The sequence below is a fragment of the Ruminococcus sp. YE71 genome (assembly GCF_900119155.1).
GTDB lineage: Bacteria > Bacillota > Clostridia > Oscillospirales > Ruminococcaceae > YE71.
The window spans coordinates 1-25,629 of sequence record NZ_FPIR01000011.1 but is presented as its reverse complement, the minus strand read 5'-3'; the positions used below and the strand labels follow the sequence as shown (position 1 = coordinate 25,629).

The 25,629-nt window shown below is 48.6% G+C and carries 20 protein-coding genes and 1 pseudogene; 8 read left to right on the top strand and 13 right to left on the bottom strand.

Annotated elements, in window-relative coordinates:
* Positions 1 to 57 precede the first annotated feature (57 nt).
* Together metA and BT142_RS11075 are read right to left on the bottom strand one after the other, a co-directional pair.
* A complete protein-coding gene (metA, locus tag BT142_RS11080; protein WP_072418263.1) occupies positions 58 to 960 on the bottom strand; it encodes a homoserine O-succinyltransferase in 903 nt (300 codons plus the stop codon).
* Entirely contained in the window at positions 960 to 1,892 is a 933-nt protein-coding gene (locus BT142_RS11075; RefSeq protein WP_072418262.1) for a LysR family transcriptional regulator, read from the bottom strand. Before BT142_RS11075 ends, metA begins: the two co-directional genes overlap by 1 nt.
* A 466-nt stretch (positions 1,893 to 2,358) precedes the next feature.
* Here BT142_RS11075 and BT142_RS11070 point away from each other — a divergent pair, with 466 nt between their 5' ends.
* On the top strand, positions 2,359 to 3,399 hold the full coding sequence (locus BT142_RS11070) for a GGDEF domain-containing protein (RefSeq protein WP_072418261.1): 1,041 nt from the start codon (positions 2,359 to 2,361) through the stop codon (positions 3,397 to 3,399).
* Between the two features lie 501 nt (positions 3,400 to 3,900).
* On the opposite strand, the gene metF is transcribed toward BT142_RS11070, so the two are convergent.
* A complete protein-coding gene (metF, locus tag BT142_RS11065; RefSeq protein WP_072418260.1) occupies positions 3,901 to 4,758 on the bottom strand; it encodes a methylenetetrahydrofolate reductase [NAD(P)H] in 858 nt (285 codons plus the stop codon).
* 101 nt (positions 4,759 to 4,859) lie between these two features.
* Positions 4,860 to 5,771, bottom strand: a complete 912-nt coding sequence (locus tag BT142_RS11060) for a LysR family transcriptional regulator (RefSeq protein ID WP_072418259.1) — start codon at positions 5,769 to 5,771, stop codon at positions 4,860 to 4,862.
* 453 nt (positions 5,772 to 6,224) lie between these two features.
* On the opposite strand from BT142_RS11060, the gene BT142_RS11055 reads away from it, so the two are divergent.
* On the top strand, positions 6,225 to 7,814 hold the full coding sequence (locus BT142_RS11055) for an LCP family protein (RefSeq protein WP_072418258.1): 1,590 nt from the start codon (positions 6,225 to 6,227) through the stop codon (positions 7,812 to 7,814).
* Between the two features lie 45 nt (positions 7,815 to 7,859).
* On the opposite strand, the gene BT142_RS11050 is transcribed toward BT142_RS11055, so the two are convergent.
* Positions 7,860 to 8,303: a nucleoside deaminase gene (locus tag BT142_RS11050; RefSeq protein ID WP_072418257.1), complete on the bottom strand. Its 444-nt coding sequence runs from the start codon at positions 8,301 to 8,303 to the stop codon at positions 7,860 to 7,862.
* A 54-nt stretch (positions 8,304 to 8,357) separates the two neighbouring features.
* Positions 8,358 to 9,416: a cadherin-like beta sandwich domain-containing protein gene (locus BT142_RS11045; protein ID WP_072418256.1), complete on the bottom strand. Its 1,059-nt coding sequence runs from the start codon at positions 9,414 to 9,416 to the stop codon at positions 8,358 to 8,360.
* 332 nt (positions 9,417 to 9,748) lie between these two features.
* On the opposite strand from BT142_RS11045, the gene BT142_RS19875 reads away from it, so the two are divergent.
* The 5 genes from BT142_RS19875 (at position 9,749) to BT142_RS11025 (ending at position 13,297) form a co-directional block, all read left to right on the top strand.
* Positions 9,749 to 9,874, top strand: a complete 126-nt coding sequence (locus BT142_RS19875; protein ID WP_278277307.1) for a hypothetical protein — start codon at positions 9,749 to 9,751, stop codon at positions 9,872 to 9,874.
* Between the two features lie 279 nt (positions 9,875 to 10,153).
* A complete protein-coding gene (locus BT142_RS19105; RefSeq protein WP_072418255.1) occupies positions 10,154 to 10,348 on the top strand; it encodes a hypothetical protein in 195 nt (64 codons plus the stop codon).
* Between the two features lie 84 nt (positions 10,349 to 10,432).
* Positions 10,433 to 10,810 (top strand): GntR family transcriptional regulator, encoded by a 378-nt coding sequence (locus BT142_RS11035; protein ID WP_072418254.1) that lies wholly within the window; start codon positions 10,433 to 10,435, stop codon positions 10,808 to 10,810.
* A complete protein-coding gene (locus tag BT142_RS11030) occupies positions 10,807 to 11,748 on the top strand; it encodes an ABC transporter ATP-binding protein (protein WP_084659440.1) in 942 nt (313 codons plus the stop codon). The genes BT142_RS11035 and BT142_RS11030 overlap by 4 nt, the downstream gene beginning before the upstream one ends.
* Positions 11,717 to 13,297 carry a hypothetical protein gene (locus tag BT142_RS11025; protein ID WP_072418253.1) on the top strand — a complete coding sequence of 527 codons (1,581 nt, stop codon included), beginning with the start codon at positions 11,717 to 11,719 and terminating at the stop codon, positions 13,295 to 13,297. The genes BT142_RS11030 and BT142_RS11025 overlap by 32 nt, the downstream gene beginning before the upstream one ends.
* 69 nt (positions 13,298 to 13,366) lie before the next feature.
* Here the strand turns inward: BT142_RS11025 and BT142_RS11020 are convergent, their stop codons facing one another.
* The gene (locus BT142_RS11020; protein WP_072418252.1) at positions 13,367 to 15,787 is read right to left on the bottom strand and encodes a glycogen/starch/alpha-glucan phosphorylase; all 2,421 of its coding nucleotides are present in this window, start codon (positions 15,785 to 15,787) and stop codon (positions 13,367 to 13,369) included.
* A 636-nt stretch (positions 15,788 to 16,423) separates the two neighbouring features.
* A complete protein-coding gene (locus BT142_RS11010; RefSeq protein WP_072418250.1) occupies positions 16,424 to 17,575 on the bottom strand; it encodes a nucleotidyltransferase family protein in 1,152 nt (383 codons plus the stop codon).
* 175 nt (positions 17,576 to 17,750) lie between these two features.
* On the opposite strand from BT142_RS11010, the gene BT142_RS11005 reads away from it, so the two are divergent.
* Positions 17,751 to 18,947 (top strand): acetate/propionate family kinase, encoded by a 1,197-nt coding sequence (locus BT142_RS11005; protein WP_072418249.1) that lies wholly within the window; start codon positions 17,751 to 17,753, stop codon positions 18,945 to 18,947.
* Positions 18,948 to 19,085: 138 nt separating this feature from the next.
* Here the strand turns inward: BT142_RS11005 and BT142_RS11000 are convergent, their stop codons facing one another.
* The 5 genes and pseudogenes from BT142_RS11000 to BT142_RS10980 form a co-directional block, all read right to left on the bottom strand.
* Positions 19,086 to 19,943 (bottom strand): S-4TM family putative pore-forming effector, encoded by an 858-nt coding sequence (locus BT142_RS11000; RefSeq protein ID WP_072418248.1) that lies wholly within the window; start codon positions 19,941 to 19,943, stop codon positions 19,086 to 19,088.
* Positions 19,921 to 20,604 carry a hypothetical protein gene (locus tag BT142_RS10995; RefSeq protein ID WP_072418247.1) on the bottom strand — a complete coding sequence of 228 codons (684 nt, stop codon included), beginning with the start codon at positions 20,602 to 20,604 and terminating at the stop codon, positions 19,921 to 19,923. Before BT142_RS10995 ends, BT142_RS11000 begins: the two co-directional genes overlap by 23 nt.
* Positions 20,601 to 21,812, bottom strand: a complete 1,212-nt coding sequence (locus BT142_RS10990; protein ID WP_072418246.1) for a nucleotidyltransferase domain-containing protein — start codon at positions 21,810 to 21,812, stop codon at positions 20,601 to 20,603. Before BT142_RS10990 ends, BT142_RS10995 begins: the two co-directional genes overlap by 4 nt.
* Before the next feature lie 140 nt (positions 21,813 to 21,952).
* Positions 21,953 to 25,225 carry a type ISP restriction/modification enzyme gene (locus tag BT142_RS10985; protein ID WP_072418245.1) on the bottom strand — a complete coding sequence of 1,091 codons (3,273 nt, stop codon included), beginning with the start codon at positions 25,223 to 25,225 and terminating at the stop codon, positions 21,953 to 21,955.
* Positions 25,226 to 25,237: 12 nt separating this feature from the next.
* Positions 25,238 to 25,629, bottom strand: a pseudogene (locus BT142_RS10980) (helicase); the annotation flags it as partial.

Genomic DNA, 25,629 nt, shown 5'->3' with positions numbered 1-25,629 from the left:
CGGGCAGTACCATACACAGGTTCGGTACTGCCCGATCTTTTTTCGTGGTGTATATTCTCAGAATTCGTAAGGTGTGACCTGATATACGAAGTAATTCAGCCAGTTCGAGAACAGCAGACCCGATGCCGAGATCCACCTGCTCACAGGTTCCTGCGAAGGGTCGTCATCGGGGAAATAATTCGCGGGTATCTCAGGGGCGAGCCCTTTTCCGAGGTCGCGTTCGTATTCCTCCGCAAGCCTGTGAAGGTCGTACTCGGGATGGCCGTTGACGAAGATGTTCTTGCCGTCATCGGTGACGAGATACGGCCCTGCCTCCTCCGACTCCGCGATTATCGTGAGCCCGTCGGCGATGAGAATATCCTCCCTCCTGACGCCCGTGTGACGCGAATGGGGCGCGAAGAAATACCTGTCGAAACCTCTCACGAGCTCGTTGTTCACATCATTCACTTTGTGTCTGTAGATGCCCGACAGTTTTCTGTCAAGCTCGTACTTCGGCACGCCGTAGTGATAGTACAGCCCTGCCTGCGCTGCCCAGCACAGATACAGCGTCGAGGTGACGTGTATCCTGCTCCATTCGAGGATGGAAGTGAACTCGTTCCAGTAATCCACGTCCTCATATTCCAGCTTTTCGACGGGTGCGCCCGTGATTATCAGCCCGTCAAAATACTTGTTCTCTATCTGATAGAAGGGCTGGTAGTTTTTCAGAAGGTAGCTCATCGAGGTGTTCTTGTACTGATGGGTCACGAGCCGTATGAAGGTCACCTCTATCTGCAAAGGCGAGTTTGAGAGCAGGCGAAGGAGCTGATGCTCGGTCTCCTGCTTTTTGGGCATGAGGTTCAGCACCGCTATTTTCAGCTCGCGGATGTCCTGATGCGATGCGCGTTCTTCGGTCATCGCGAATATGTTCTCTTTTTTCAGCTTCTCTATCACGGGAAGCGATTCTTTCAGTCTTATCGGCATTATGATTCCTCCTTCACAGTGCTGAGATATTTTTTTATCTCATCTATATAGTGCCCGCCCATTTCGCTGAGCACGCTGTATTTCTTGGTTATGTAGCCTATCTCCATTATGCTGTTGGGGTTTTCGTCGTCGTCGCGGAAGGGCACCACCACACAGCTCTCGCCGTTGAGCTCCTCCGAGATTATCCCCGAACAGAGGGTGTAGCCGTTCAGACCTATCATCAGGTTCAGCATCGTTGCGCGGTCGCTGGCCTTGATGGTACGGGGGTAGATGTTCTCACTGAGTATCTCCTCCGCGAAAAAACTGCCGTCACCGCCGCTCTGCCTGAACGAAAGGCAGGGATACGGCTCAAGCTGTGCAAGGCTGATGGAACTTTCGTGCGCGAGGGGATGCTCTTTCCAGAGGTAAACGTAGGCACGGCATTTTATCAGCTCGTGAAAGATGAGCTCGTGCTCGCCGAGCAGTTTCGTAATCGCGCGGCGGTTGAGGTTGTTCATGTAGAGTATGCCTATCTCGCTCCTGAGACGAGCCACGTCGTTGATGACGTTCATGGTCTCGGTCTCGAAGATGGCGAACTCGTACTCCGAGATATCGAACCGCTTCGCCATCTCGACGAACGCCTTGACCGCAAAGGAGTAGTGCTGTGTCGAGACGCTGAACCTGCGGCGCAGCGTGGATTTATCCGCATAGCTCTCCTGCAACAGCCTCAGCTGGTCGTAGATGCCTTTTGCGCGTTCGATGAAATCGCCGCCCTCGGCTGTGGGTATCACGCCCTTGTGGGTGCGCAGGAAGATGCTGATGCCTATCTCCGATTCAAGGTCTTTTATCGCCCCCGTGAGGGTCGGCTGCGATATGAACAGCTTCTCAGAAGCCTTGTTCATCGAACCGCACTCCGCGATAGTTATCGCATAGCAGAGCTGCTGTATCGTCATTTTATCACTCCGTTAAAAAAGCGGAAGCGACCATACTCATCACTTCCGCTGCCTGTTATTATCGATGTTTAGCGTTTTCACTCATGTGAAAACAGCGCAGGATAAAGCAGACAAGAAGCGTTTTACCATGCGCATAAGCATTATTCTGTTTTCAGCAGATATGTTTTTCATAACAATACGCTCCTATAGCTTTTTTCTAATTGTAACATATCATATATGAATTGTCAAGCATCTCGGTTATCGTTTTTGATTAGCGCCATCAATAGCCGATCCCGATACCCCACTCGTGTTTTTTACCAAAAAGAAGCCTCACATTCGCAATTTTTGAACAAAATATCTCAAAATCCGATTGACTGTTATGTTAAAATGTGGTATAATAACATTATAGCCCATGCTGCCGCATGGACTCACGCAATTTCTCCACGCTGTATAAAGTATAAGTAAAAACCATATTTAAAGGTGTGCTATGAAAAGAATACTTGACATGATATCGGTCCTCACAATGAAGATCAATGACGACAGCAAGCGTCAGCGCCACAAGAATATCGCGATGTCGGTCATTGTCTGCATTTCCGCAGGCATCATGCTTGTGATGAACATAATTAAGCATTCAACGCTCATGACCATTACCTCAATAATACTTGTGACAGGTTTTGCGTTCACGGGCATACTGGCAGGCGTTCTGAAAAAGATCCGCGCCTCTACCATCATCATGGCGCTTCTGCTGACGGGAGTTTTCACCGTCTTCCCCATTTCGGGCGGAAATGAGGGCTTTGCCGTTTTATGGGTGCTGCTCATACCGCTGTTCAGCATTAGTCTCTTCGGTCTCAGTATAGGCGTCGGAATGAACCTGTATTTCACGATACTCGTGCTGGTGCTGTTCTATTCACCGCTCAGCTCGAATATCGCCGACCTTTACACCGACAATTTCATCCACCGTTTTCCGATACTGTTCATCGCCGATTCGGTGACGGCACAGTATATGGCGCTCAGCACCGAGTACTACTACAAGGTAACGCGGCGGCAGGTCTACATGGACGACATGACAGGCGCTTTCAACCGAAAGTACTTCATCGAACTGCTGGAAGACCCGAAGGTCGTGAAGGAAGACCTCTGCATTTCGGTCATCGACGTGAACGGGCTGAAAGGCACTAATGACACCCTCGGTCACGCGGCAGGCGATGAGATGATATGTTCCGTTCCCGAATTTGCGAGAAAGGCATTCGGCAAGGACGTGACTATCGCACGTATGGGCGGCGACGAGTTCGCTATACTCACCTACGGCAAAAAGGACAAGGTCGCAGACAAGATAAAGAAGATGAAAGAATACGCCGAAAAACACAAAGGCGAGCTGATAAATGAAGTATTCATCTCCGCGGGAACTGCCTGCCGTGCGGATTTCGGCAGCCTGACCCCCGAGGGTCTCTATCAGGCAGCCGACAAGTTCATGTACGAGGACAAGACCGCTTTCTACAAACAGAGAGGGCATGACCGCCGTCACCGCTGAATCCATTAAACCTATCAAGGCACTTTTGTCATTTGCAGACAGAAGTGCCTTTGCTTTTTCTCAAAAATGTCAAAACCGTCACTTTAAAATTCACCGAAGAGTCATACAGACGGTGTGTACATCTTCATCAACCGTTCCGCCGCCGAACAGCTCTACCCGTAAATCGAGTGCAGACCCGAATCCTGTCTGATGTTCTCGACAGATGACGTGAATTTTTTAAGGGACCTCTCGGAACTCTGCGAGTCCTCATACAACGAAAATGAAGCGTAAACCACCATCGAACGTCTTTTTGGCAAGGAGCGCACCAATAAGAAGAATTACAAACTTCCCTACCTGCACAAATTAAGGAAGAAACACCCACAAGCCAAAAAGTATTAAAAGTCTTTGGAAGGGGGTCCAGGGGAGAACCTTTCTTCAGAAAAGTTTCCCCCGTTCAAGACCCGTACTCATAAAATAAAAGAAAGAAAGGCACTCGCGTCGGGATGACGGAGTGCCTTTTTGTTATATAAGGTTGTGGACGGCGTCGAAGATCCTGTGAGCTATGAAGGGGTCATTCATTGTATATAGGTGTATGCCGTCCACGCCCTCAGCTGCGAGGTCGTTTATCTGATCGACTGCGTAAGCTATGCCTGCGTCGCGGAGTGCAAGGCGGTCGTCGCCGTAGCGGTCGAGCACCTTCACGAACTTTTTCGGCAGTTCGACTCCGCAGAGTTTCACCATGCGTTCGATCTGACGTTTGTTGGTGACGGGCATGATGCCTGCTTCGATGGGGATGTTTATGCCTGCGAGCTGTGTTTTCTCGCGGAAGTCGTAGAAGTGCCTGTTGTCGAGAAAAAGCTGAGTTATCAGGTGGTCAACTCCGCACTCGACCTTATGTTTCAGGTGCCGTATATCGTCAACGGCGTTCCTGCTTTCGGGATGCACTTCGGGGTAGCACGCCCCCACGATGTTCAGGTCGTAATTCTCGCGGATAAAGGTCACGAGCTCATCCGCGTGACGGAAATCTCCCTTCACCTCGGCGCCCTCCGGGATGTCGCCCCTGAGTGCCAGCACGTTCTCGATGCCGTTCTCGGTGATGCTGTCGAGTATCTCCGCCGCCTCATCCTTTGTCAGGTCGATGCAGGGCAGATGCGCAACGCTCGTGGTACTGTACTTTGAAACTATGTCAGACGCTATGCTTATGGTCTTGCTTCCGTTCTTTCCGCCGCCTGCGCCGTAGGTCACGCTGATGAAATCGGGCTCGATATCCGTCAGCTTATCGAGAGTATCGTAGATAACGCTCTCATCCGCGCTTGGCTTAGGCGGAAATATTTCCAGTGAAAAGACCTTTTTTCTGTTGAAGATATCAGCCGTTTTCATTTCCCATTCCTCCGATATGTTTTGTGCCTTATTATTATAACATATCTTCCGTGAATGTGTTAATACCGATTTTTCATGATCTGCCATAGCCTGAAGCTATATCACGAACTGTAATTTTCGATGTACTCGGTCAGGTGTTCGAGGTAGCGGCGTGTCATGGCGTTCATGGGGCGGTCGGTGGTGGTTATGTAGCCGATGTCCATGCGCTCATCGCTTTCGAGAGGGATAGCCACGATGTTCTCGCCGTTGAGGTCGGCGCTGAGTATGCCCGACGAGATGGTGTAGCCGTCAAGTCCTATCAGCAGATTGAACAGGGTCGCACGGTCGGAGACCACGATGTTCTTCGGGCTCTCCTCGGTGATGTGCAGCTCCTCCGCGAAATAGAAGGAATTCTTCACACCCTGGTCGTAGGTCAGCCGCGGGAAGTCACGCAGGTCGCTGAGGGTGACGCTCTTTTTCCCGACGAGGGGATTGTCCTTGCTCACGAAAACGTGGGGCAGTGCGGTGAACAGCTTCTCGAAGCGGATGTCCTCACTTTGCAGGATGTGCCTGATGACCTCGCGGTTGAAACTGCTCAGGAACAGTATGCCGATGTCGCTTCGGTGGGTGCGGATGTCCTCGATTATCTCGGCGGTCTTGAGCTCGCGCAGAGTGAACTCATACCTGCTCCTGCCGTACTCACGCACAAGCTCAACAAAGGCGTTGACCACGAAGGCGTAGTGCTGTGCGGACACCGCGAACACCCGTCTCGGCGGCGGCGCGGACTTGTACTCGTTCTCGAGAAGCTCGGTCTGCTCGACTATCTGCCGCGCATAGGAAAGGAACTTCGTGCCGTCCTCCGACAGGTACACGCCCCTGTTGCTTCGGTTGAAGATGGTTATGCCCATCTCCTTTTCAAGCTCGGCGACAGACTTTGAAAGGCTCGGCTGAGCGATGAAAAGTCTCTGTGCCGCCATGGTTATCGAGCCCGTCTCGGCTATCTCGATAATGTATCTCAACTGCTGTAATGTCATAGGTCCCCATCTCCTGAAATCATCTGCCGAACAGGGCATTTACCTCGCTCAGCTTCGGCGGGTCCGAGAAAGCCGTCCCTCAGCAGGAACGAATGCGTCTGCGGCACCTGACCGTGCATATATACCTCGCACTTTCGCATGATGTCATCTCCTTTTCCCCGAAAAAGTCCGCCGATGATATTATTGTAACACATCGCGTCCCATAAATCAAGTGGGCAGGAGCCCCTCGGCATTCGGGAACGAATATCGCACCCGAATGCCCGTTTTCTGCGTAAAACTGGGAAATAAATAAAAAGCTGACGATAAATGTTTTCAAATTTGTCGAAATTGCAAGTTGTTTTTTTGGACAAATTGGGGTATAATATTAATACTACTGCTATAATGATGCAGTATATACATTAGAATATATCACATATAATATATATAATACACATCCGAAAGGAGGATGGCAGCTTGTCAGAAAGAAATGACCTGCCCGCGAACGAAGGCAGCAGCCCGAAAAAGCCTGCTCCCGAAGCCGCGGACAGTACAAAGCCCAAACGCTCTCCGCAGCCCTCAGGCGAAAAACGGTCTGCGTCAGGGAACGGTCAGTCTTCGCCGAACGTACAAAAGCGTCCGCCGCAGAAAAGACCGTCGGGCTCAGACAGCAGCGGCAGACCTCACAGCGGTCAGCGTCCCCACAGCAGCGGTTCGTCACACTCGTCGCACCACAGAAGCAAGGACGGCGCTCCCGTAAAGAAAAGACCCCCGCAGAGCGGTCATCAGACGCATCACAGAACAGGCTCCGCCGCTCATCACAGCGACAATCCAAAACAGAACAAGCCAAAGAACGACCTTGACTTCGGAAAACACTCCACAGACAAAAAAACTCAGCCCGAGACCCAAAATAGCGGCAAGAAAGGCGGCTTCACCAAGAAGCAGGCGCTGACAGTCGCGGCACTGATACTTATCCTGCTGCTGATACTCGCACTCGTCGTGGTGCTGATACTGTGGCACTACTTCGGACTGTTCGACCGAGATCATAAGGACAGAACGACCTCCGAGGCTATGGTTTACTCAGATGTTGATTTCTCACGCCCCGATACTCTCGATAAGGTCTCCGAGGACCAGAAGCTCAAGGAACTGACCGCTCAGGCTGAGAAAATCTCCAACAAGGATGTTATGAATATCCTGCTGATAGGCGAAGACCTGAGAGATACCGCCGAGGAGAGTACGGGAAATACCGACGTTATGATGATAATATCCGTCAATACCAAGGATAAGACCATCACACAGACCTCGGTCATGAGAGACTGCTATGTGGGCTTCGAGGACGAAAACGGCTACTGGTGGTACTCGCGCATCAATGCGGCGTATCATTACGGCGGCATAAAGCTGACCAGATCCACCATCGAGAACTACCTCAACGTCAAGATAGACAGATATGTGCTCGTGAACTTCAACGTGTTCATCGACATCGTTGACACGCTGGGCGGCTTGGATATGTACGTTTCCGATGATGAAGCGAACGGCTACCCCGACGCTGACCCCAACGGCGACAATACACGCGGTATGCAGAACCCTCTCGACGAGCAGAACAAGTACCTGCACAACAAGAAGGGTACCGACTACATCAAGAAGGGCGGAGATCTCCACCTCAACGGCAACCAGGCTCTCGCTTACGCGAGACTCAGACACGTCGGCAACTCCGACTGGGAGCGTACCGAACGTCAGCGCAAGGTCATCGCAGAGATGATAAAGAAATCGCGCTCGATGTCGCTGGTGGATATGGACAGACTCGCAAACAAGATATTCCCCCAGATAAAAACAGATGTCACCAGTACGGAAATGGCACAGCTGCTCATAGATATGCTGGACTACCGCAACTACAAGATACAGGAGCTCAGAGTTCCCGCCGACGATACCTACACCAATCAGGTAATCAACGGAATGGACGTTCTGAGCGTTGACTTCCCGACCAATGCGCAGATGTTCAAGAAGCTTGTTTACGGCTCCATCGAACTTGACGACAGCAGCAAGGAAAAGAAGCAGAATATCGAGTGATAAAAAAAATCCCGAAAGAGTGCTGAATGCTCTTTCGGGATTTTTTCAGTAATTCTTTTTTTCGGGCAGGGACGCGTACTCGCGGAAAAGCTCAAGGCACTCCGCACGGTCAAGCTCCTCGGAGATATCGAAGGGCTCGCTGAAAAACTTCTTGTCCCGAAAGCCGATCTCCTCTGTGTCCGAGATATTGCAGCCGTAGTACACCTTCGAGATGTTCGCCCACAGCACCGCACCCGCGCACATCGGGCAGGGCTGAGCCGTCGTGTACAGCTCGCAGCCCGTCAGGTCGAAAGTCCCGAGGGTCTTGCAGGCTTCCTTTATCGCCATTATCTCGCCGTGGCAGGTGGGGTCGTTCTGCCTTATGACCTCGTTGTGACCCCTGCCGACGATGCGTCCGTCCTTCACGATGACGCACCCGAAAGGACCGCCGTGACCCTCGCGGATGCCGTACCTTGCCTCTTCGACCGCCGCCTTCATATATCCATTCATAAGTCCACTCCCTCAGCAAAACACCGCATGAGCCTCAGACCCTGCGGTGTATGGTTATTTCAGTTTGTTCTTCGAGCGTGTGCGGATGCGTACTGCCAGAAGTGCCGCCAGCAGCACGATGACCGCCATCGCCGCGATGAGTATGGGCATCAGCTTGTCGTGCATGGTCTCGGGCTCCTGAGCCTCCGACGAGGTGTTCCGACCCTTTGGACGGGGCGACACGGAATTCGCCGCCGACTGTATAGCCGCTTCGTTTCCCGAGCCCGTAAGGGACACGGTCTCAGCCTCCGACCCGTCAGTGCTGTCGGTCAGAGCTTCGGTTTCGCTCTCCACGCTGCCGTTTTCGGACAGTCTGATGATGTTGACGGTGTACACGTTTGAAACAGCCCCGTCAGGGGTAGTCACGGTGATAGTCCTGAGGGTGCTGCCGTCAGCCAGATACTCCGAACCCTCGAACCATATAGTATCGTACTTTCCGAGAGGCTCGGCATCGATGCCGACGTAATCCACCTCATGCGGCAGCGTCACGGTATAATCGTATATGCCCGGCGAAAACGCGGGTACAAGCTGTCCCTCGCTCACGGTCAGCGTTGCAAGGGTAGCTTTGAGCGCGTCGGGCAGCGAGCTGTCATCCGCGACCTGACTCACATCGCTGTCATCGGCAACGCCCGAAACCTCAGCGGCGGCGCTCGCCGAGATACCTCCGCCCAGCATTATGCCGTCGGGAGACATCACCGAACCGTTGGTCAGCGTAATCTGCGAACTGCCTGGGCGCAGAGCCCTGAAGGTCAGCGTAACGGTCAGCTCCGAAGACGGTGACTGCGGAAAAGCCGTGAGCGTGACGATACCGCCGCCCCCGCTTGCGTACTGCGATCTCACGAACTCGATATCCTGTTCGGAATAGCCGAGGGTGCCGTGTATCGTACCGATATTCCCGTCAGCCGAAAATGTCACCTCTACCGTGAACTCGCCGCCCCTGCCGATACTGTCGGGGACAGAAAGCAGGGCGTAAGCATCGGCATGAGCGCACAGCGGAAGCCCGAAGATTATCAGCGCCGCCGCCATCACAAAAAACGCTATACCGCGTTTTATGCCATTACTCAGATCAGTCATATCATTAATCCTTTTTTAAAGCAGCACGCCTTTTCCGACGTGCGGTGCGAAAAAATGTTTACTCTGTAATTATAATACTTTTTACCCATCAAGTCAATAAGGTGCGATATTTTGTTACAGAACGTACAATTTTCTTTGGTAAAATCATCTTATCAAAGAGTGGATTTTTGTGCTAAATGCCGAAATTTTTGATACCCCATTGACAAATCCGACATGAAGTCGTATACTGTAAGTGTACTACAACACATAGTACACTTAACACATACGATACATACAGAGTTATGTGTAAGACAAAACAAAGGAGATACCATTACGAAAGGAGGATAGAGAAAATGACAGCAAGAAAAACAAAAATAACCATCGCGGCGGCACTGACCGCAGCGGCGATAGCAGGCTGCGCAGGCTACATTTCGTACAAAAATACAAAACACGAACAGTATATGCAGTTCTACGATTAGACGGTAACGCCTGTCACCGAGAAATATTCCAAAACAGATAACGGCAATTCTTTCGGTGATTATTACGACATCGAAAAGACCGAACTTCTCACGGGTCAGATAGAGATACGTCCCCACGAAAAAGAGAATGAGGTCATCATTGATTTCCGCGGCGATCTTGCTCCCGAAGGTCAGGACCGCTCAGGGCTGTACCGCTACATCGGCGCAGGCACTGACGATTATTACCTCGAACTGTGCTGCGCCATAAACACAAAAGGCGAAAAACGCTACACCTGCTTCATGAGCACCGCAAGCGGGAACAACCCTGTGGATTTCGAGATAGACAAAAAAGGAAATTTCAGGTACACGGACGATTTCAGGCAGGACGCGGTCGAAAGCGCAGAGAAAAACAAAGACAAGATCTTGCAGCTGAAAACCGATTTTGAAAAAGAGGTACTCGGAGACACACAGGTCGGCGCGAAAAGCATGGCCTGAGAACGAAAGGAGATCCTCGATATTTAAGACAGGACAAAAGAAAAGAGGCAGCAACAAAAAAACGGACGAAAGGAGCGATATTACTTGATAACCATAGATATTACGGGTCGCACACCCATATACGAACAGATATGCAAATCGGTGTGCGGCGAGATAGCACGGGGCGTGTATAAAGAAAACGACCGCATCCCCGCAGCACGCGCACTCGCCAAAGAACTCGGACTTAACCCGAATACAGTCGCCAAAGCCTACAGCATCCTTGAACGCGACGGGATAATATATTCCGTGGCAGGTAAGGGCTGCTTCGTTGCGAAGCACGAGGGCAAGGCGGACAAACGCCTGACAGAAGACTTCGAGAGAAAAACAAAAGAAGCTCTGTCGGCAGGCGTTCCAAAACAGACGCTCATAGATATAGTAGAGAGCGCAGCGGCAGAAGCCGAAAAAGGAGGTAACGAACAATGATAGAGATTGAGAACGCTTCGATGCTGTTCCAAAACAAGGGTCTGATGGCTAAGGGCGAACCCTTCCGCGCGGTGGATAAGGTCTCGATAACGATACCCGACGGCTGCGTATACGGCTTTCTCGGCTCGAACGGCGCAGGCAAATCGACTCTGATGAGAATGATGTGCGGCGTTTATAAAATGAACGAGGGCAGCATAAAGCTCGATGGCAGAGAGGTCTACGACGACCCCCAGGCAAAATCGAACATATTCTTCGTAAACGACGAAACGGTGCAGTACACCCCCTTCACACTCAACGGGCTCGCGAGATACTACAAGAGCTACTACCCAACCTTCTCGGACGAGGTGTTCGGAAGGCTCTCGGCAAAGCTGAACCTTCCACTCGACAAGCGGCTCAGCGAATTCTCGAAGGGCATGAAGCGTCAGGCTGTCGTCATCATCGGACTCAGCTGCATGACAAAGTACCTGATGCTGGACGAAGCCTTTGACGGACTTGACCCCGCTATGCGCAAGGTGGTCAAGAACATGATAGTTGACGAGATGCTCGACCGCGACGCTACGCTCATCGTGTCGAGCCACAATATCGCCGAGATAAACGAGCTCTGCGACCGCGCGATGCTGATACACAAGGGACAGCTAATCTTCTCGGGCGAGCTTGACGAGATCTCGGGCGGATTCAGAAAGGTGCAGCTTGCAAGAAAGAACCTGCCTGTAACGAGAGAGGAGCTTGAAGCGAGCGGCGTTACTGTAATGCAGTGCAGCGTTTCAGGCAGCGTTACACAGGCGGTCATAAAGGGAACAGAAGAAGAAATAATGCGTAAGCTCAAAGGGATAAAGACAGACCTTACAGAGATAATACCGCTTACGTTAGAGGAGATTTTCATATACGAACTGGAGGCGAGAGGCTATGGCAGCGAATGTGTTCCAAACGATAAATAAGGCGGCTTTAGCTGAGGTGCGGACGCACAAGAAATTCTTTATTGTAACAAATATACTGCTTGCAACGGGAGCTTTGATGTATGCTCTGATGAGCGGCTTTTATTCGCAGTATGACTACCTTGACCAGCTGGAAAATCAGGTGGCAGAAGGGTTCTCGCCCTCGTGGTTCGGCTTTGCACTTATAGCGGCAGGCTCGCTCATGGGCATTTTCGGAGCGGTAGGCATTTTCCGTGACATGACGAATCAGCAGATCTGCGACGTTCAGCACTCGCTTCCTATGAGTGCGAATCAGCGCTACTTCTCAAAGCTTTTGGCTATGTGCTATTCACATATTCTTCCCGTCATAGTTTACACAGGCATCGCAATGCTTTACGGCGGCATACTTTGCGCTACACACGGTGTTGACGGCAGCGTGAACCTGCAAATATTCATGGGAGCTCTTACAGCTGCATTATTCACTGACGCTATCACGATAGTCTGCACCTGCTGCTGCGGTGCGTTTGCAGAAAGCATTTACTTCACTGTGATAATGATGTTCTGCACCTCGGTTCTTCCGATATTCATTTTCCACCTGCTTGTAGAAAATTTTGCAGGACTTGATATGTTCGATATTCCGCACTTTGTCGGTATATGGACATACTCGTTCGTAGCACTTGCAGAAGATTCAAGCTTTATATTCTACACAGTTATAAACAGTCTTGTTTCTGTCGCAGTAATGGCAGCAACGGTGTTTATCTACCGCAGGCGTGACGCAAGCTCGGTAGGCGCTCCGATAGTAAGCCGCTTCTTCTTTGAGCTGCTGCTTGTCATGGGCGTGTTCACCGTTTACAGCATGGTGCTGTTCAATTTAGACGGCGTTTACGGACTTGTTGTTGTGGCGATAATCTACATTGTTATCCACATCATCGTCACCCGTGCAAAGCTCACCCTCCGCAGCTTTATGGTATGGCTGCTCAAATATGCGGCTACCTCGGCGGTGTTCGTTATCTTCATGGGTATAGCTTATGTAACAAACGGCTTCGGACTTGTTAAGAGTCTTCCTATGAGAAACCTTGATAAAGCTCTGCTTGATATTTCGGTCTATTATAATGAAAATGGAGAATATCAACGCTTTGAGTTCGTAAGCTACGACTGTGAGAAATGGGCAGAGATCCATAGAAATGAGAAAAATCTCAGTGAAGAACTGCTTGACCTCTCCACTCTTTCTGACGCTCAGATACGTGAGGCTTCAAGGCTGATACAGGACGCCTACGTTTCAAAGCCCAAGAGCTTCGATGATTATCTGCATATGCTCTGGAACGGTGATTTTTACAGCAGGGTAAACTATGATGATACCCATGATGTTTATCTGAGTATCAGCACCGTTGAATCTACAGCCGGTGATCCTGATCACGCTTATGATTTCAAAAACGGCGTAAAGTATTGCGAGTACATCCGTCACAGCCAGACAATGACATTTAGCAATGAAGAGTGCAAGGAATTAGCTCAGAAGCTTCGAGACCTTGGCTATCTGAATGAAATTAACCTTAACGATGTAGTGATCGATTAAAATAAAGAGCCGCCTGCTCCCGAAAAGGAGCAGACGGCTTTTTATATCGTTATGCTATTTTCGCAAATATCACTTCTGGAGCTTCCAGATGTAGCGTGCATACTCGTCTACCGAGCGGTCTGCCGAGAAGATGCCTGCGCCTGCGATGTTCGCAAGGCTCATCTTTGCCCAGCCGCTTGTGTTGGTGTAGCACTCGCTTGCTCTGCGCTGTGCAGCCTGATAGCTGTCGAAGTCTGCGAACGCCATGTAGGTGTCCTGAGTCTTGAGGGAGTTCGCGATCTCCATGAAGCGCTCGCCGTTGATGCCGCTTGTGAGCATATCAACAGCACCCTTGAGCACGCCGTTGTAGTTGTAAACGTCGATAGGTCTGTAGCCGGGCTTAGCTCTCTCAACTTCCTCAACGTTCATACCGAACAGCAGGATGTTGTCAGCGCCCACCTGCTCGAAGATCTCAACGTTCGCGCCGTCGAGAGTACCGAGGGTAACAGCACCGTTTATCATCAGCTTCATGTTGCCTGTACCCGAAGCCTCGGTACCAGCCAGCGAGATCTGCTCGGAGATATCAGCCGCGGGCATGAGGATCTCGGACAGGGATACGCAGTAGTCTTCCATGAAGATAACGTTCAGCTTCTCATTGAGCTTGGGATCCTTCTTGAGCTCCTGGGAGATGTTCCAGATGAGCTTGATGATCTGCTTAGCCATATAGTATCCCGGAGCAGCCTTTGCCGCGAAGATGTAGGTCTTGGGCACGAAGGGTGCATCGGGGTTAGCCTTGAGGTAGTTGTACTCAGCGATGATGTTGAGTGCATTGAGCTGCTGACGCTTGTACTCGTGGAGTCTCTTTACCTGAACGTCGAAGATGGAGTCGGTATTGAGAGCAACGCCGTAGCGGTTCTTCACGTACTTAGCGAAGCGCTCCTTATTGTCATGCTTGATCTTTGTGAGCTGTTCGAGAACTGCCTTATCGTCAGCGAACTCTCTGAACTTCGCAAGCTCGGAAGCATCTCTGAGGAAGCCGTCGCCGATAGTATCGCGGAGCAGCTGAGTCAGACCCTCGTTGGACTGATAGAGCCATCTTCTGTAAGCGATACCGTTGGTAACGTTAGTGAACTTCTCGGGAGTGTAAGCGTACTCGTCCTTGAAGGTCTCGCGCTTGATGATCTCGGAGTGGATCTTTGCAACGCCGTTTACGTGGTGGCTTGCGTGAACGCAGAGGGTAGCCATCTTGACCATGTTGTTCTCAACGATGGACATATGAGTTACCTTAGCGGAGTCATGATACATCTCGTCGAGCTTGCGGCAGTATCTCTCGTTGATCTCGATGATGATGGAGTAGATACGCGGAACGACGCTCTTCAGGAGGTTGCACTCCCACTTCTCAAGAGCCTCGGGCATAACGGTGTGGTTGGTGTAAGCGAAAGTTCTGGTAACGATATCCCAAGCGGTATCCCAGTCGTATCCGCACTCATCGAGCATTATTCTCATGAGCTCGGGGATAGCGAGGGTCGGGTGAGTATCGTTGATGTGGATAGCCACCTTGTCAGCGAGGTTGTCGAGGGTACCGTAAACGCTCAGGTGAGTTCTTACGATATCGCCGATGGACGCTGCGGACATGAAGTACTGCTGACGCAGACGAAGGCTCTTGCCCTCTGCGTGGTTATCGTTCGGGTAGAGAACCTTGGTGATAGCCTGCGACATGATATTTCTGCCGAGAGCCTTGAGGTAGTTACCCTTGATGAAGTCATCCATACCGAAGGAAGCAACGTCAGCCTTCCAGAGTCTGAGCTTTGAAACAGCGCTGCTGCCGTAGCCCGAAACGTACATATCGTAAGGGATAGCGGTAACAACGGTGCTGTCGGTGAGCTCAACGGTGTGGAAGCCGTTCTCCCAGGACTCTCTGAGGTTGCCGTCGAAGTGTACCTGTACAGCCTCGGTAGGAACAGCAACGAGGAGTGCGGAACCGCCGGGCAGCCAGTTATCGGGGAGCTCGGTCTGCCAGCCCTCTTCGAGCTTCTGCTTGAAGATGCCGTACTCATAGAGGATGGAGTAGCCTGTTGCGTGGTAGCCGTCAGCTGCCAGAGCGTCGAGGTAGCAGGCAGCGAGTCTGCCGAGACCGCCGTTGCCGAGACCTGCGTCGGGCTCCTGCTCGTAGATGGAGTTGATGGAGATGCCGAAATCCTTGAGCATACCTACAGTCTCATCCACCATTTCGAGGTTATAGATACTGGTCTTGAGGCTTCTGCCCATCAGGAATTCCATCGAGAGGTAGTACACCTTCTTCTTTCCTTCCGAGCGGTTCTTTACGGTGAAGTGTCTTCTCTTCGCCTTCAGAATGCCGACTACGATGCGTGTGAGAGCCTCATAGACCTGCTGGTCGGTAGCCTCATCGGGCGTAGTCTGAAAATCGTTGTGCAGCACGTCCACGAACTTCTTTTTGAGCTCCTCTTTCGAGATAGTCTTGGGCGCTGCCGCCTTGGTTGCTTTTGCCATGAAAGTTCCTCCTAATAATCTAACAATGTATTTTACAGTCATTTTTTGACAAAACACTTTTTGTATTATAACACAAAATCACCGATATTTCATCAATATTTCGTGAATCAGTAACATCTTATAACAAAAGTTTCTGCGTTATATCGCGTGATATGTATGTTTTTCACAGAGTTTTGCGCCTAAAATCATCATTTAGCTGATTTTTTCTGCAATTTTCGTAGATTTGTACGATTTGTGAACAGGGTTTTCGGTCATATTCACAATTTTCGGGTGGGGGGTTTGGTGGTTTTGGCCTGTTTCTTGGGAGTTATTGTTTTTTTTTTTGGGGGGGGTTGGGGTGGGGTTGCCGCTCTTGACGAGCAGCTTAGGGGTTTGACTCGAATCGCTTCGCTCTCTCGTCAAAATAAAATCGGCAAATCGGGTGTTCTTGGTGGTGTTGAGTGGGTTTTTCATTTGGCGCCTTTTTGGACGTTGTTCTGGGGATTTGCCGATTTTATGTTTGGACTGTTCGTTTGTGCGCTTTGGGTTCTGAGCGACCTCTCGGGGCGGGGACTCTGTCCCCGCGCCCCTGCTGAGGGGACCCTTTGAAAAGGGTCTCCCCCAGACCCCCTCCTAAACTTTTTGAGTCTCTGGCGTTCACGCTTCGGTGGTGGGGGTCTTTGTTATTTTTCTTGTGTATTCGTTATCGAAATTGCGCTTTTTTCTGCACATTTGCTGCAATCTTACCGCTCGGTTCTCTATCGCTATTATCTTCGCTGCTTCCACCGAACTTCCTTCAAGCTCCCTCAGCGACACCGACTTCGGCACGCCTTCCACTCTTCTCAGTACCTCCGCACCCCTGTCATTGAACGCAAGCACCCTCACATACGGCGGCTCGATGAAATCTTCCCTCGTGACTCCCAGCGCCAGATGCAGCGCACTTCGCCTTATCCTCGCAAGCGTAAAGTTTGCCGACTTTACATCCTGCAAAAACTCCCCAAGCGTCGGTTTCGGGTCGCGCCTCGCCTTGATGATGCGGTCTGCGAGCGGTTCGTTCACCTCGGGCAGCCGCAGAAGCGTATCCCTGTCGGCGGTCAGCAGCCCGTACAGCAGGATGTCATCCGCCCCCGACGGCTCCGAAAGCTCCCTCGGCACGCACCCCTCGGGCACGAACCCCGCGATGTCCTCACCCGCCGCCAGAAGCCGACGTAGATTGCTGCCGCTCGCGCCCTCCGTGCTGTCGTGAGCCGCACCCTCGCGGCGCACGGGCAGTATTTCCGCGGAAATGCCGTTCCGCACGAGCGCCCTGACGTACTCCACCGCCAGCGTACTGTTCGGACTCGCGATGACCGCCGCCGCTTCCCCGCCGAAACGTTCGGCGGCAGCCGCGTGCAGAGCCGCAGGGTAGGTCATGCCCTTCGTCGTCAGCCTGCGGACTTCCTCGCTGTCCGAAAGCTCATCCACCGCCGAAGCCGCCATTCGGATAAGGTCGGCGCTGTCAGTCTCGCTGCCGAATGCGAGGGCGTCTATCCCCACCCGACCGAGCAGCCTTATCGCAGCGTCGGCAAAAAAAGCCGCCATCGAACAGGAATAGGGCGCAGGCAGCTCGATGACGAGGTCTGCGCCGTGTCTCACAGCCATCTCCGCACGCTCGTGCTTCGGGCAGACCGCCGTTTCTCCGCGCTGAACAACATCACCGCTCATGGCAACGACGATGTGAGTCGCCCCCAGTTCACGAGTCCGCCGAAGCAGATATTCATGCCCCTTGTGGAACGGGTCGAACTCGGCTACGATGCCTGCTACGTACATTTTTCCACCTACTCTCCAAATTATTCATGAGCGGTACGTATGCCAATTGTGCAAAAACCTCAAATTTGCAAATACCTCTTGCCAAAACCGCCGTTTATTGATATAATTATAGTATATGTGATTTCCGACGCTTTGTCAAGGGAGATCAAATCTTAATGTAAAGGATGTTTAACATATGAAAATTCTGGTTGTAAACGCAGGTTCGTCCTCGCTCAAGTATCAGCTTCTCGACATGGACGGCGAAAAGGTGATCGCAAAGGGCAACGCTGACCGCATCGGTATCGGCGGACACATCGCTCACAAGACCGGCGACGGCAGAGCTTTTGAAGCAGACTGCGAATTCCCGACCCACACCGAGGCTTTTGAGAAGCTCGTTGAGGTACTCACCACAGGCGACGCTAAGGTCATCGACTCCATGAGCGAGATCGGCGCAGTCGGCCACCGCATAGTACAGGGCGCTGAGGTGTTCAAGGAGACCTGCCTTGCTACCGACGAAGTTATCGACAAGATCGACGCCCTCGCAGAGCTCGCACCCGTACACAACCACCCCCACGCTCTCGCACTCCGTGCCTGCAAGAAGGTACTGCCCGAGGGCGTTCCGCAGGTCGTTGTATTCGACACCGCATTCCACGCTACCATGCCGAAGAAGGCTTTCCTGTTCGGTCTGCCTTACGAGGACTATGAGGAGCTTCACGTAAGAAAGTACGGTTTCCACGGCACTTCCCACCGTTTTGTTTCGGCAGAGCTGGCTAAGCTGCTGGGCAAGAAGCCCGAGGATCTGAAGATCGTATCCTGCCACCTCGGCAACGGTTCTTCGATCACCGCAGTTGACGGCGGCAAGAGCGTTGACACCTCGATGGGCTTCACTCCCCTTGACGGTCTGACCATGGGCACACGCTGCGGCGCAGTTGACCCGTCGGCTATCGAGTTCGTTCAGAAGAAGCGCGGTCTGAACCCTGACGAGATGACCAACTACATGAACAAGAAGTCGGGATTCCTCGGAGTTTCGGGCGTTTCCTCTGACAACAGAGACGTTACCGTGGCTGCTGCCGAGGGCAACGAGAGAGCTGCTATCGTAAACGAGATGTTCGGCTATCAGATCAAGAAGTACATCGGTTCGTACGCTGCTGCTATGGGCGGTGTTGATGCTGTTCTGTTCACAGGCGGTATCGGCGAGAACGATGCACCGACAAGAGAGCGTGCTTGTGAGGGACTTGAGTTCCTCGGCATCAAGCTGGACAAGGAGCGCAATAAGGTAAGAGGCGAGGCTTGCCGCATTTCCGCTGACGACAGCAAGGTCGAGGTTTGGGTAGTACCGACCAATGAAGAGCTGCTTATCGCACGCGACACTCTCGCACTGGTAACCAAGTAAGAAATACCAACAAAAGCCGAACGAAAAAGGATTGCGCTCATATAGAAGTTTTATTCCAACAACTATAAGCAAGACCTTTACAGCAGGCTATTAAACAAAACAGGCAGAGCTTCTATTTCGAAGTTCTGCCTGTTTTCATTATGATGTTTCTTCATACGATGAAGAGTATCGCTTAGCTTTTAGTTTATGAATAATGTTTATTTCAAGAACTGGTATTTCTCGTCTTCCATTAATTAGTTCTTGTAACTCCTTTACAGTTTCAGCTGTTAATTCTCTTTCAGCGTGACTTTGGATAGCTTCTATCTTAATGGATGTTTTGTGATAAGAATAGTGTTCAATAATTCTTTCAACAACTTTCAGTATTATTCCGATTGCACAAACAATAATACTTAGTGCATCAGATTTGAATAAGGCAAACATAGTGACAAAAAACGAAATAAGTATAAACAAAATAATAGATAAAAGAATCATGCGATTTTTAACCATCTTTTTATTCCACCAAATATTCTGTTTTTGACATTCAAATTGAGCTTGACGATCAGCTACAGGATTTTTAAACTCATACCAGTTCTTTACACCTGGTGGTTTGTCACGACCAGTATTATGAATGTGGATATCCGCTTCTTTTTTGTACCTATTATATGTGGCTAAGGCGATTTCTCTAAGCTTCTGTTTATGAATATTTGTATAACTATCTTCGTCTATCATTAAAACATAAGAATCAAAATAATTGCGCAGAGAAGCAGCGTTCTTTAGCTTACTATTAAAAATGCAAGCAGTTACAAATGCAAAAACTTCTAATACCGCAGGTATCCCGTTACTGAAAAGCTCTGGAGCTGAATCAGGAACAAATATCATCGCAGCAGACGCTATACATAATACCCAACTCAAATAATTGAACTTTTCCGCCGAATTGAAATACCTTCTTGAAGCATACTGAATCTTCAATAACAGGTCTTCATTTTGACGATTGCTAATGATTTGACTGTTTATCATACTCTTTTATCGCCTCACATAATCTCGAATAGTCTTTTTGTGCAATGGAAAACATATAGTCATCGCTTATAAATGGATATATAAATCTTCCATGACACTTTCTTGTAATCAAACCTGATTCACATGGGCAAGGTAAATGACCTTTGTATTTCCTTTGTGATATGGCATGAAGCAGTTTAACGCATTTGACAAGATCATTCTCATGAAAAATTTGCTGATATGTCTCTATTACACCATCAAGATCGTGTCCTCTATCTCCAAATGGGAACTCTCCAAATCTAGTGTAATACTCATAAGAAAAGTAGTATGGTTCAACTATGTTTTTCATCCATTGCAATAGACTATACCCATTATAGAAGCACAAAGCTATGTATGCTTCTGTTTCTAAACAAAGCTCGCCATCTGGATATCGGTGAATATATGTTTTATCAATATGATTCCCGATATCCCACACGTCGGGTAATTCTTCATTGTTTAGCGGAATAAGAATTTTGAGTTCATATTCATTATCTACAGTGAAATTATTGTAGGAACGATTAATTTGTACTTTTCCAGAAAGAATAATTGATGTATTTTTATCAGTATTTTCTTCCTTCAGGCCGCCATATGATGTAAGAAGTTCATCAATCTGCGGTTTGATATGATTATAGTCTATTCTCATGAGCAATGATAAGGCTTTGAAGCTGTTGAAGCATTGATAGGTGTTGCAATACGAGCCTTTCTGTATTTTTTGATGATCGGATTGTTAGGATCATAATTTGCAAAACTATTCTCCAAGACAACACCAAATTGATTGTCGTCTTTCTGAGTCAGCACTTCAAAAAGGTCTGTTTTAATAGCTGTAACCCATTTAAAAAAGCTCTTAGGTATTCTTGCATCATCGTTCCATTTATTCGCAAGATTATCATCGGGATCAGCGGGATTCGGGACACTCCATTTTCCGCTTTTATAGGATAATACTGGAGAATTATCATACCGCAAAGCATATTGTTCAAAAGTCATTTCGGTTTGGTGAATGCACATCTCAAGTCTATTCAGCACATATTCCAGCAACTCAAATACAGAACAATTCTTTTTTTCGTAGTTAGATGCGATTCGAGTAGCCATTGTCGTTATCAATGCAGAAATCGGTTTAATCTCGTCACCATCAGAAAGATTGGAATAATATGCATCGCGCTGATATTTCAAAATCTGTATAACCCTTTGTAGAGCAGAGCGTCTTATCTCATTTGGTAATTCCTCAGCAGTAGCACTTTCAAATATGCCACGTTCTATGTATTTGGGAGCATACATTAAGAACGGAGCGTTAATTTCATCAAACCACTTTTTAAAGCCTTTGGGATTATTTGAAATCCAACGATAGCTTTTTTCAGAATTCTGCCGTGGAATTGCAATGCTTGTATCAACAATTTGTGGACTCAACCCTTTTGTAATGAGTGCTGCTTTTTCAGAATCGGTATCGCTTACTGCCGGAACTAAATCAATTGAAAAGCTAACACCATTGATATCAGCATACTCAATAGTAAAGCATTCCTCCCACTTCACAAGCTTTCCGCCATAAGTATCATTACCTTTCAGTGTGTCTTCAATTAGGTTTCTCAAACCACTCGGGGTGTAATCTGACTTTGTTCCAGTAACCTGACAAATACAATCAAGATCATAGCTTGGACTATCAGCCTTCTTTGCAGGACGAGTAACCGTTCCTAATGCAAATGAGCCCTGTGGATATATGGTTGCCTCAATACCATGTTCATCTAAGAACGCAGCAAGGGCTTCATATTTGCTTTGAGCATTCTTAAATAGTGTTGGCGAAATATCCATTTTTTCAACAACTGACAGGAAATCCTTCTGACGTTCAGAAATGTTCATAATAGAATCCTCCATTAGATTTTAGCACTCTTGTGCGTCGAGTGCTAATCTTAGTATAGCACTTATCGAGAAAAATGTCAATAGTCGTTATATAAAAAGTACAGATACTCCACATGAGGTATCTGTACTTTTTGCATTATTCAGAACTCCACAACCTGATCAATCTCCGCCATAAGCTCCTCGGTGAGCCTGAGAGCTGCGATGATCTTCTTGTAATGCTCAATGTCCTCAGCGGAGAGCGCAGTCTTCTTGCGGTCTTTGAGCCACTTCTGCAACGGCTGGTAACCGCCTATGTACTGCTCCCACTGTGCCTGCGGTACGTTGTCGAAATACTGTGTCTTGCTGATGTACACCCTGCCGTTTTTGTATTCGGGCTTGACGACCTCGTTTGTGCCGTCACCGATAAAGCTGTACGGTTCGGTATCGAACTCGGTCTGCATCAGGTGGCATTTTCTCAGCTTGCCGCCGATCTCGACCAGTTTCCAGAAGGTTTCCTGATCTGTTGGGTATGGCACACGGGGAAAGTCGATTTTCAGGAACTCTTTGTATTTCTCACGGTAATTTGGCGAATGAAGAATAGCATAGATATAATCAAGTAAATCAATCGGAGTGAAAACAGATTTATCTTGTGATTCTGTTGCAAAAGGTAAACCAAGTTTTTCTTCAATCAGATGCACAATGTCCATTTTCAGATTAGGCTGCTTTGTTTCTTTTCCAAATTCAGTATCATATAAGAATATCGGACAAACAATAGGTATGCCTTTGTTGCTGTAATGGAAACGGTTATCTACTAAACAAGTGCTGACACTTACATGAGACCAATTATCTGTAATAGCTTGACGTGGAATTATAAGAGCTATATTGTCCTTTAACATATGTTTCATCACTTCTGTTCTTGGTCTCCACAATATCCTATTATCAAAATATGTATACTTATCATCAAATGGTCTATAAGAAATTTTGCAAATTAGTTCTTTGGTTAATTCAATGGTCTTTGCATTCTTTATTACGAAATCAGCATAGTTCTTTCCTAAATGAAAAATCTCATTCAGCGACTCCTCATTATATTCCATTTTCGATAATCTTGACAATCTATCACATAATAAATCTGCGTTTTCATCATAAGCAAAACTATCGCCCATTGAAACAATGCCTGTTACATTATGGATAAATAAATCACTAAGGCTAAATCCTAATTCATATGTTTCCGAATTACTGCTATCCTTTTGAACAAAAAAGTAATATGGTTCGATTGGTTCTATCTTTGAATATGTCACATTACCACTGCTTAGGATTTCGTATTTTGTGTTTCTTGCGCCGAATACATCACTGTGATAAACTTCTGTACTATTCCTTTTTGAGGTGGATTTCTTGATGAATATATTAACTGAAACTCCCTGCATAATATCAAATACATTTTCGTCCCTTTCTCCATTTGGAGCGATTTCCTTACGCATTACATTGCCATGAAGATCAACGATATAAATTACATCAAAAGTTTCCAATAAGTGATGTCTCATACATCTAAATGTTGGATTGTCCAAAAAGGCGTGATTATTGATGAATGCAAGAATGCCATTGCCATGTTCAGAGATTATTTTCTCACACAGCCTTATAAACTTTACATAATCATCGTTAAGCCAATGCTTACGCTCATTAAAGTATACTCCGTCTATGTATTTATAATCATTTATCAGGTTTGCGATAAACTCATTATTGTTTGATGATATACCGGAGTATGGCGGATTACCAATAATCACGTTAATGCCATTATTCTTCTTCGCCTGATTCGCTTCAATAGACTCAAACGCCAGCGGATCGTTATCAAACAGCGTCATCTGAAAATCGTCCTTGCCCGCTTCTTCCAGCGAATTGGTCAGGAACACATTCAGACGGTGGTCACCGCCGAAATCATAGCCCGTATCTTTCAGCACCATAGCGAGCTTCATGTGAGCTACGGCATAGGGAGCCATCATCAGCTCAAAGCCATTCAGACGTGGCAGCAGGTGCTTTGGAACATACTCGTTCCATGCCTTCTTGATCTGCTCCTCACTCTCACCCTTGTGCTTGGCTCTGAAATTATCATATATTTGCAGAATGGTCTGACGCAGGAATGTTCCCGTTCCTGTTGCGGGATCAAGTATCTGAACGGCAGGTACTTCCTTTGTGTCTTCGGTCATGCCCTGACCTCTGATCTTTTCACGCATATATTTCACGGTCTTGGTTTCTTCCGATGCCAGACCGTCTGCAAGTCCGAACTCCGTTTTCAGAATACTGTCAACCGCCCTGACAATGAAATTGACAACAGGCTGCGGCGTATAGTAAACGCCCCTCTGCACCTTCTGTGCCTTGTCGTATGCGGTCAGAAATTCCTCATAGAAATGGATAACAGGGTCTTCACGACCGCCGCCCGTCTGACGGTTGAAGTCGGCAAGTATCAGGTCGGTGTTAGTGTGCGTGAGTATCTCCACAACATTCGCAACTTCCAGCTCGTCAAAGGTCAGGTGTCGCTCACTGCTCTCGCCAAGACATTCCTCCATGAGTCTTTTCAGGAACGGATTAGTGTTCGGAATGCAGGCGATAGCTTCTTTCACGTTGAAGCTGTCCTGCGTCTTATCCATGCACCTTGCCGAGAACAAGCCGTAAACAACGGTCTGAGCGTACATATCTGCAAACTGCTGCTTGGTCATATCGTGGATAAGATTGTCCTTGAAATCCTTGAACAGCTTATGCACATATCCGTCATGCGTTTCGACAGCGTAAATGTCAAGAATACGGTCACGGATAGCCTGAGCCTCCGCCGCCAGCTTTACAGTAAGCGAAGCGGAGTCCCTGATAACCTGATGATATGCTGTCACAAACGCCGATGACCACTGTTCATACCATGCCTGCGTGTCTGTAACATCTTTCACCCATGACAAATGCCCGATGCGATCTTCAAAAGTTCGTATCTGCGTGAAGTCCTCAACCGCAGGCGCACAGGAGATCATTTTTATCTGCGGAAGTCCTGCGATCTTATCCTCAAAATGTGCGATACCGATAGTGCGGTTATTATCCGTCCCCCAGAAACAAAGGAACAGAAGGTCTTTCTGCGACCATACAGCGTGTTCAGCGGCATTTCTTCTCTTTGGGATAAGTCCTGACAGTATCTTACGGAGTGCCGACACTTCAAACTTGTTGCTGTCGAACTCTACGCAGAAGATGCCCCATTTCTGCTCGTCGCAAAACGGCTGTAACTGGCGGAGATTCTTGATTTTCGCAAAAGCATCAGGTTTCAAACCAATGTCAGCAGCATCAAAATCGTATGTAATATCGTCGATCTCATCAAAATCATCAAGGTCGATGTTCCAGTTCAGTTCCTCGGTGAAGTATATGATAAGATCATCTACGCTCTTTATATTTCTGATATCCATATCTGTTACCCCTTATATCATCTGAAGCCATGTAACCAACTTGGCTTTTTTGCCCATAGGCGCTTGTATTGCTTTCAGATAATTCTTCTTAATGTAATTCTCTATCACTTTGCGTATCTCGGAGAACTGCTCCTCATTAGCGTTAAAGGCTCTGCTCTCTTCACGCTCGCACTTGATAGCAGTCCATATCTCATGCAGATCTTCCGTGACCTGATTAGTTTCCGGATCAACCACATACCAACGGTAAATACCGTCGCCGTCCGACCATGAGCCGTCAGCTCTCTTGGTAGGCAGTTCATAGCAGAAGAAATATCCCTTCCGTGTTGACGCCATTTTACCGCTGTACATCTTTCTTGGCAGCTCCTTGACCTGTTCAAGATAGTCGGGATTATCTGCTAAGAGCT

Coding starts and splice junctions, on each gene's coding strand:
- metA (WP_072418263.1), bottom strand. CDS start 960: ATGCCGATAAGACTGAAAGAATCGCTTCCCGTGATAGAGAAGCTGAAA.
- BT142_RS11075 (WP_072418262.1), bottom strand. CDS start 1,892: ATGACGATACAGCAGCTCTGCTATGCGATAACTATCGCGGAGTGCGGT.
- BT142_RS11070 (WP_072418261.1), top strand. CDS start 2,359: ATGAAAAGAATACTTGACATGATATCGGTCCTCACAATGAAGATCAAT.
- metF (WP_072418260.1), bottom strand. CDS start 4,758: ATGAAAACGGCTGATATCTTCAACAGAAAAAAGGTCTTTTCACTGGAA.
- BT142_RS11060 (WP_072418259.1), bottom strand. CDS start 5,771: ATGACATTACAGCAGTTGAGATACATTATCGAGATAGCCGAGACGGGC.
- BT142_RS11050 (WP_072418257.1), bottom strand. CDS start 8,303: ATGAATGGATATATGAAGGCGGCGGTCGAAGAGGCAAGGTACGGCATC.
- BT142_RS11045 (WP_072418256.1), bottom strand. CDS start 9,416: ATGACTGATCTGAGTAATGGCATAAAACGCGGTATAGCGTTTTTTGTG.
- BT142_RS19875 (WP_278277307.1), top strand. CDS start 9,749: ATGACAGCAAGAAAAACAAAAATAACCATCGCGGCGGCACTGACCGCA.
- BT142_RS19105 (WP_072418255.1), top strand. CDS start 10,154: ATGAGCACCGCAAGCGGGAACAACCCTGTGGATTTCGAGATAGACAAA.
- BT142_RS11030 (WP_084659440.1), top strand. CDS start 10,807: ATGATAGAGATTGAGAACGCTTCGATGCTGTTCCAAAACAAGGGTCTG.
- BT142_RS11025 (WP_072418253.1), top strand. CDS start 11,717: ATGGCAGCGAATGTGTTCCAAACGATAAATAAGGCGGCTTTAGCTGAG.
- BT142_RS11020 (WP_072418252.1), bottom strand. CDS start 15,787: ATGGCAAAAGCAACCAAGGCGGCAGCGCCCAAGACTATCTCGAAAGAG.
- BT142_RS11010 (WP_072418250.1), bottom strand. CDS start 17,575: ATGTACGTAGCAGGCATCGTAGCCGAGTTCGACCCGTTCCACAAGGGG.
- BT142_RS11005 (WP_072418249.1), top strand. CDS start 17,751: ATGAAAATTCTGGTTGTAAACGCAGGTTCGTCCTCGCTCAAGTATCAG.
- BT142_RS11000 (WP_072418248.1), bottom strand. CDS start 19,943: ATGATAAACAGTCAAATCATTAGCAATCGTCAAAATGAAGACCTGTTA.
- BT142_RS10995 (WP_072418247.1), bottom strand. CDS start 20,604: ATGAGAATAGACTATAATCATATCAAACCGCAGATTGATGAACTTCTT.
- BT142_RS10990 (WP_072418246.1), bottom strand. CDS start 21,812: ATGAACATTTCTGAACGTCAGAAGGATTTCCTGTCAGTTGTTGAAAAA.
- BT142_RS10985 (WP_072418245.1), bottom strand. CDS start 25,225: ATGGATATCAGAAATATAAAGAGCGTAGATGATCTTATCATATACTTC.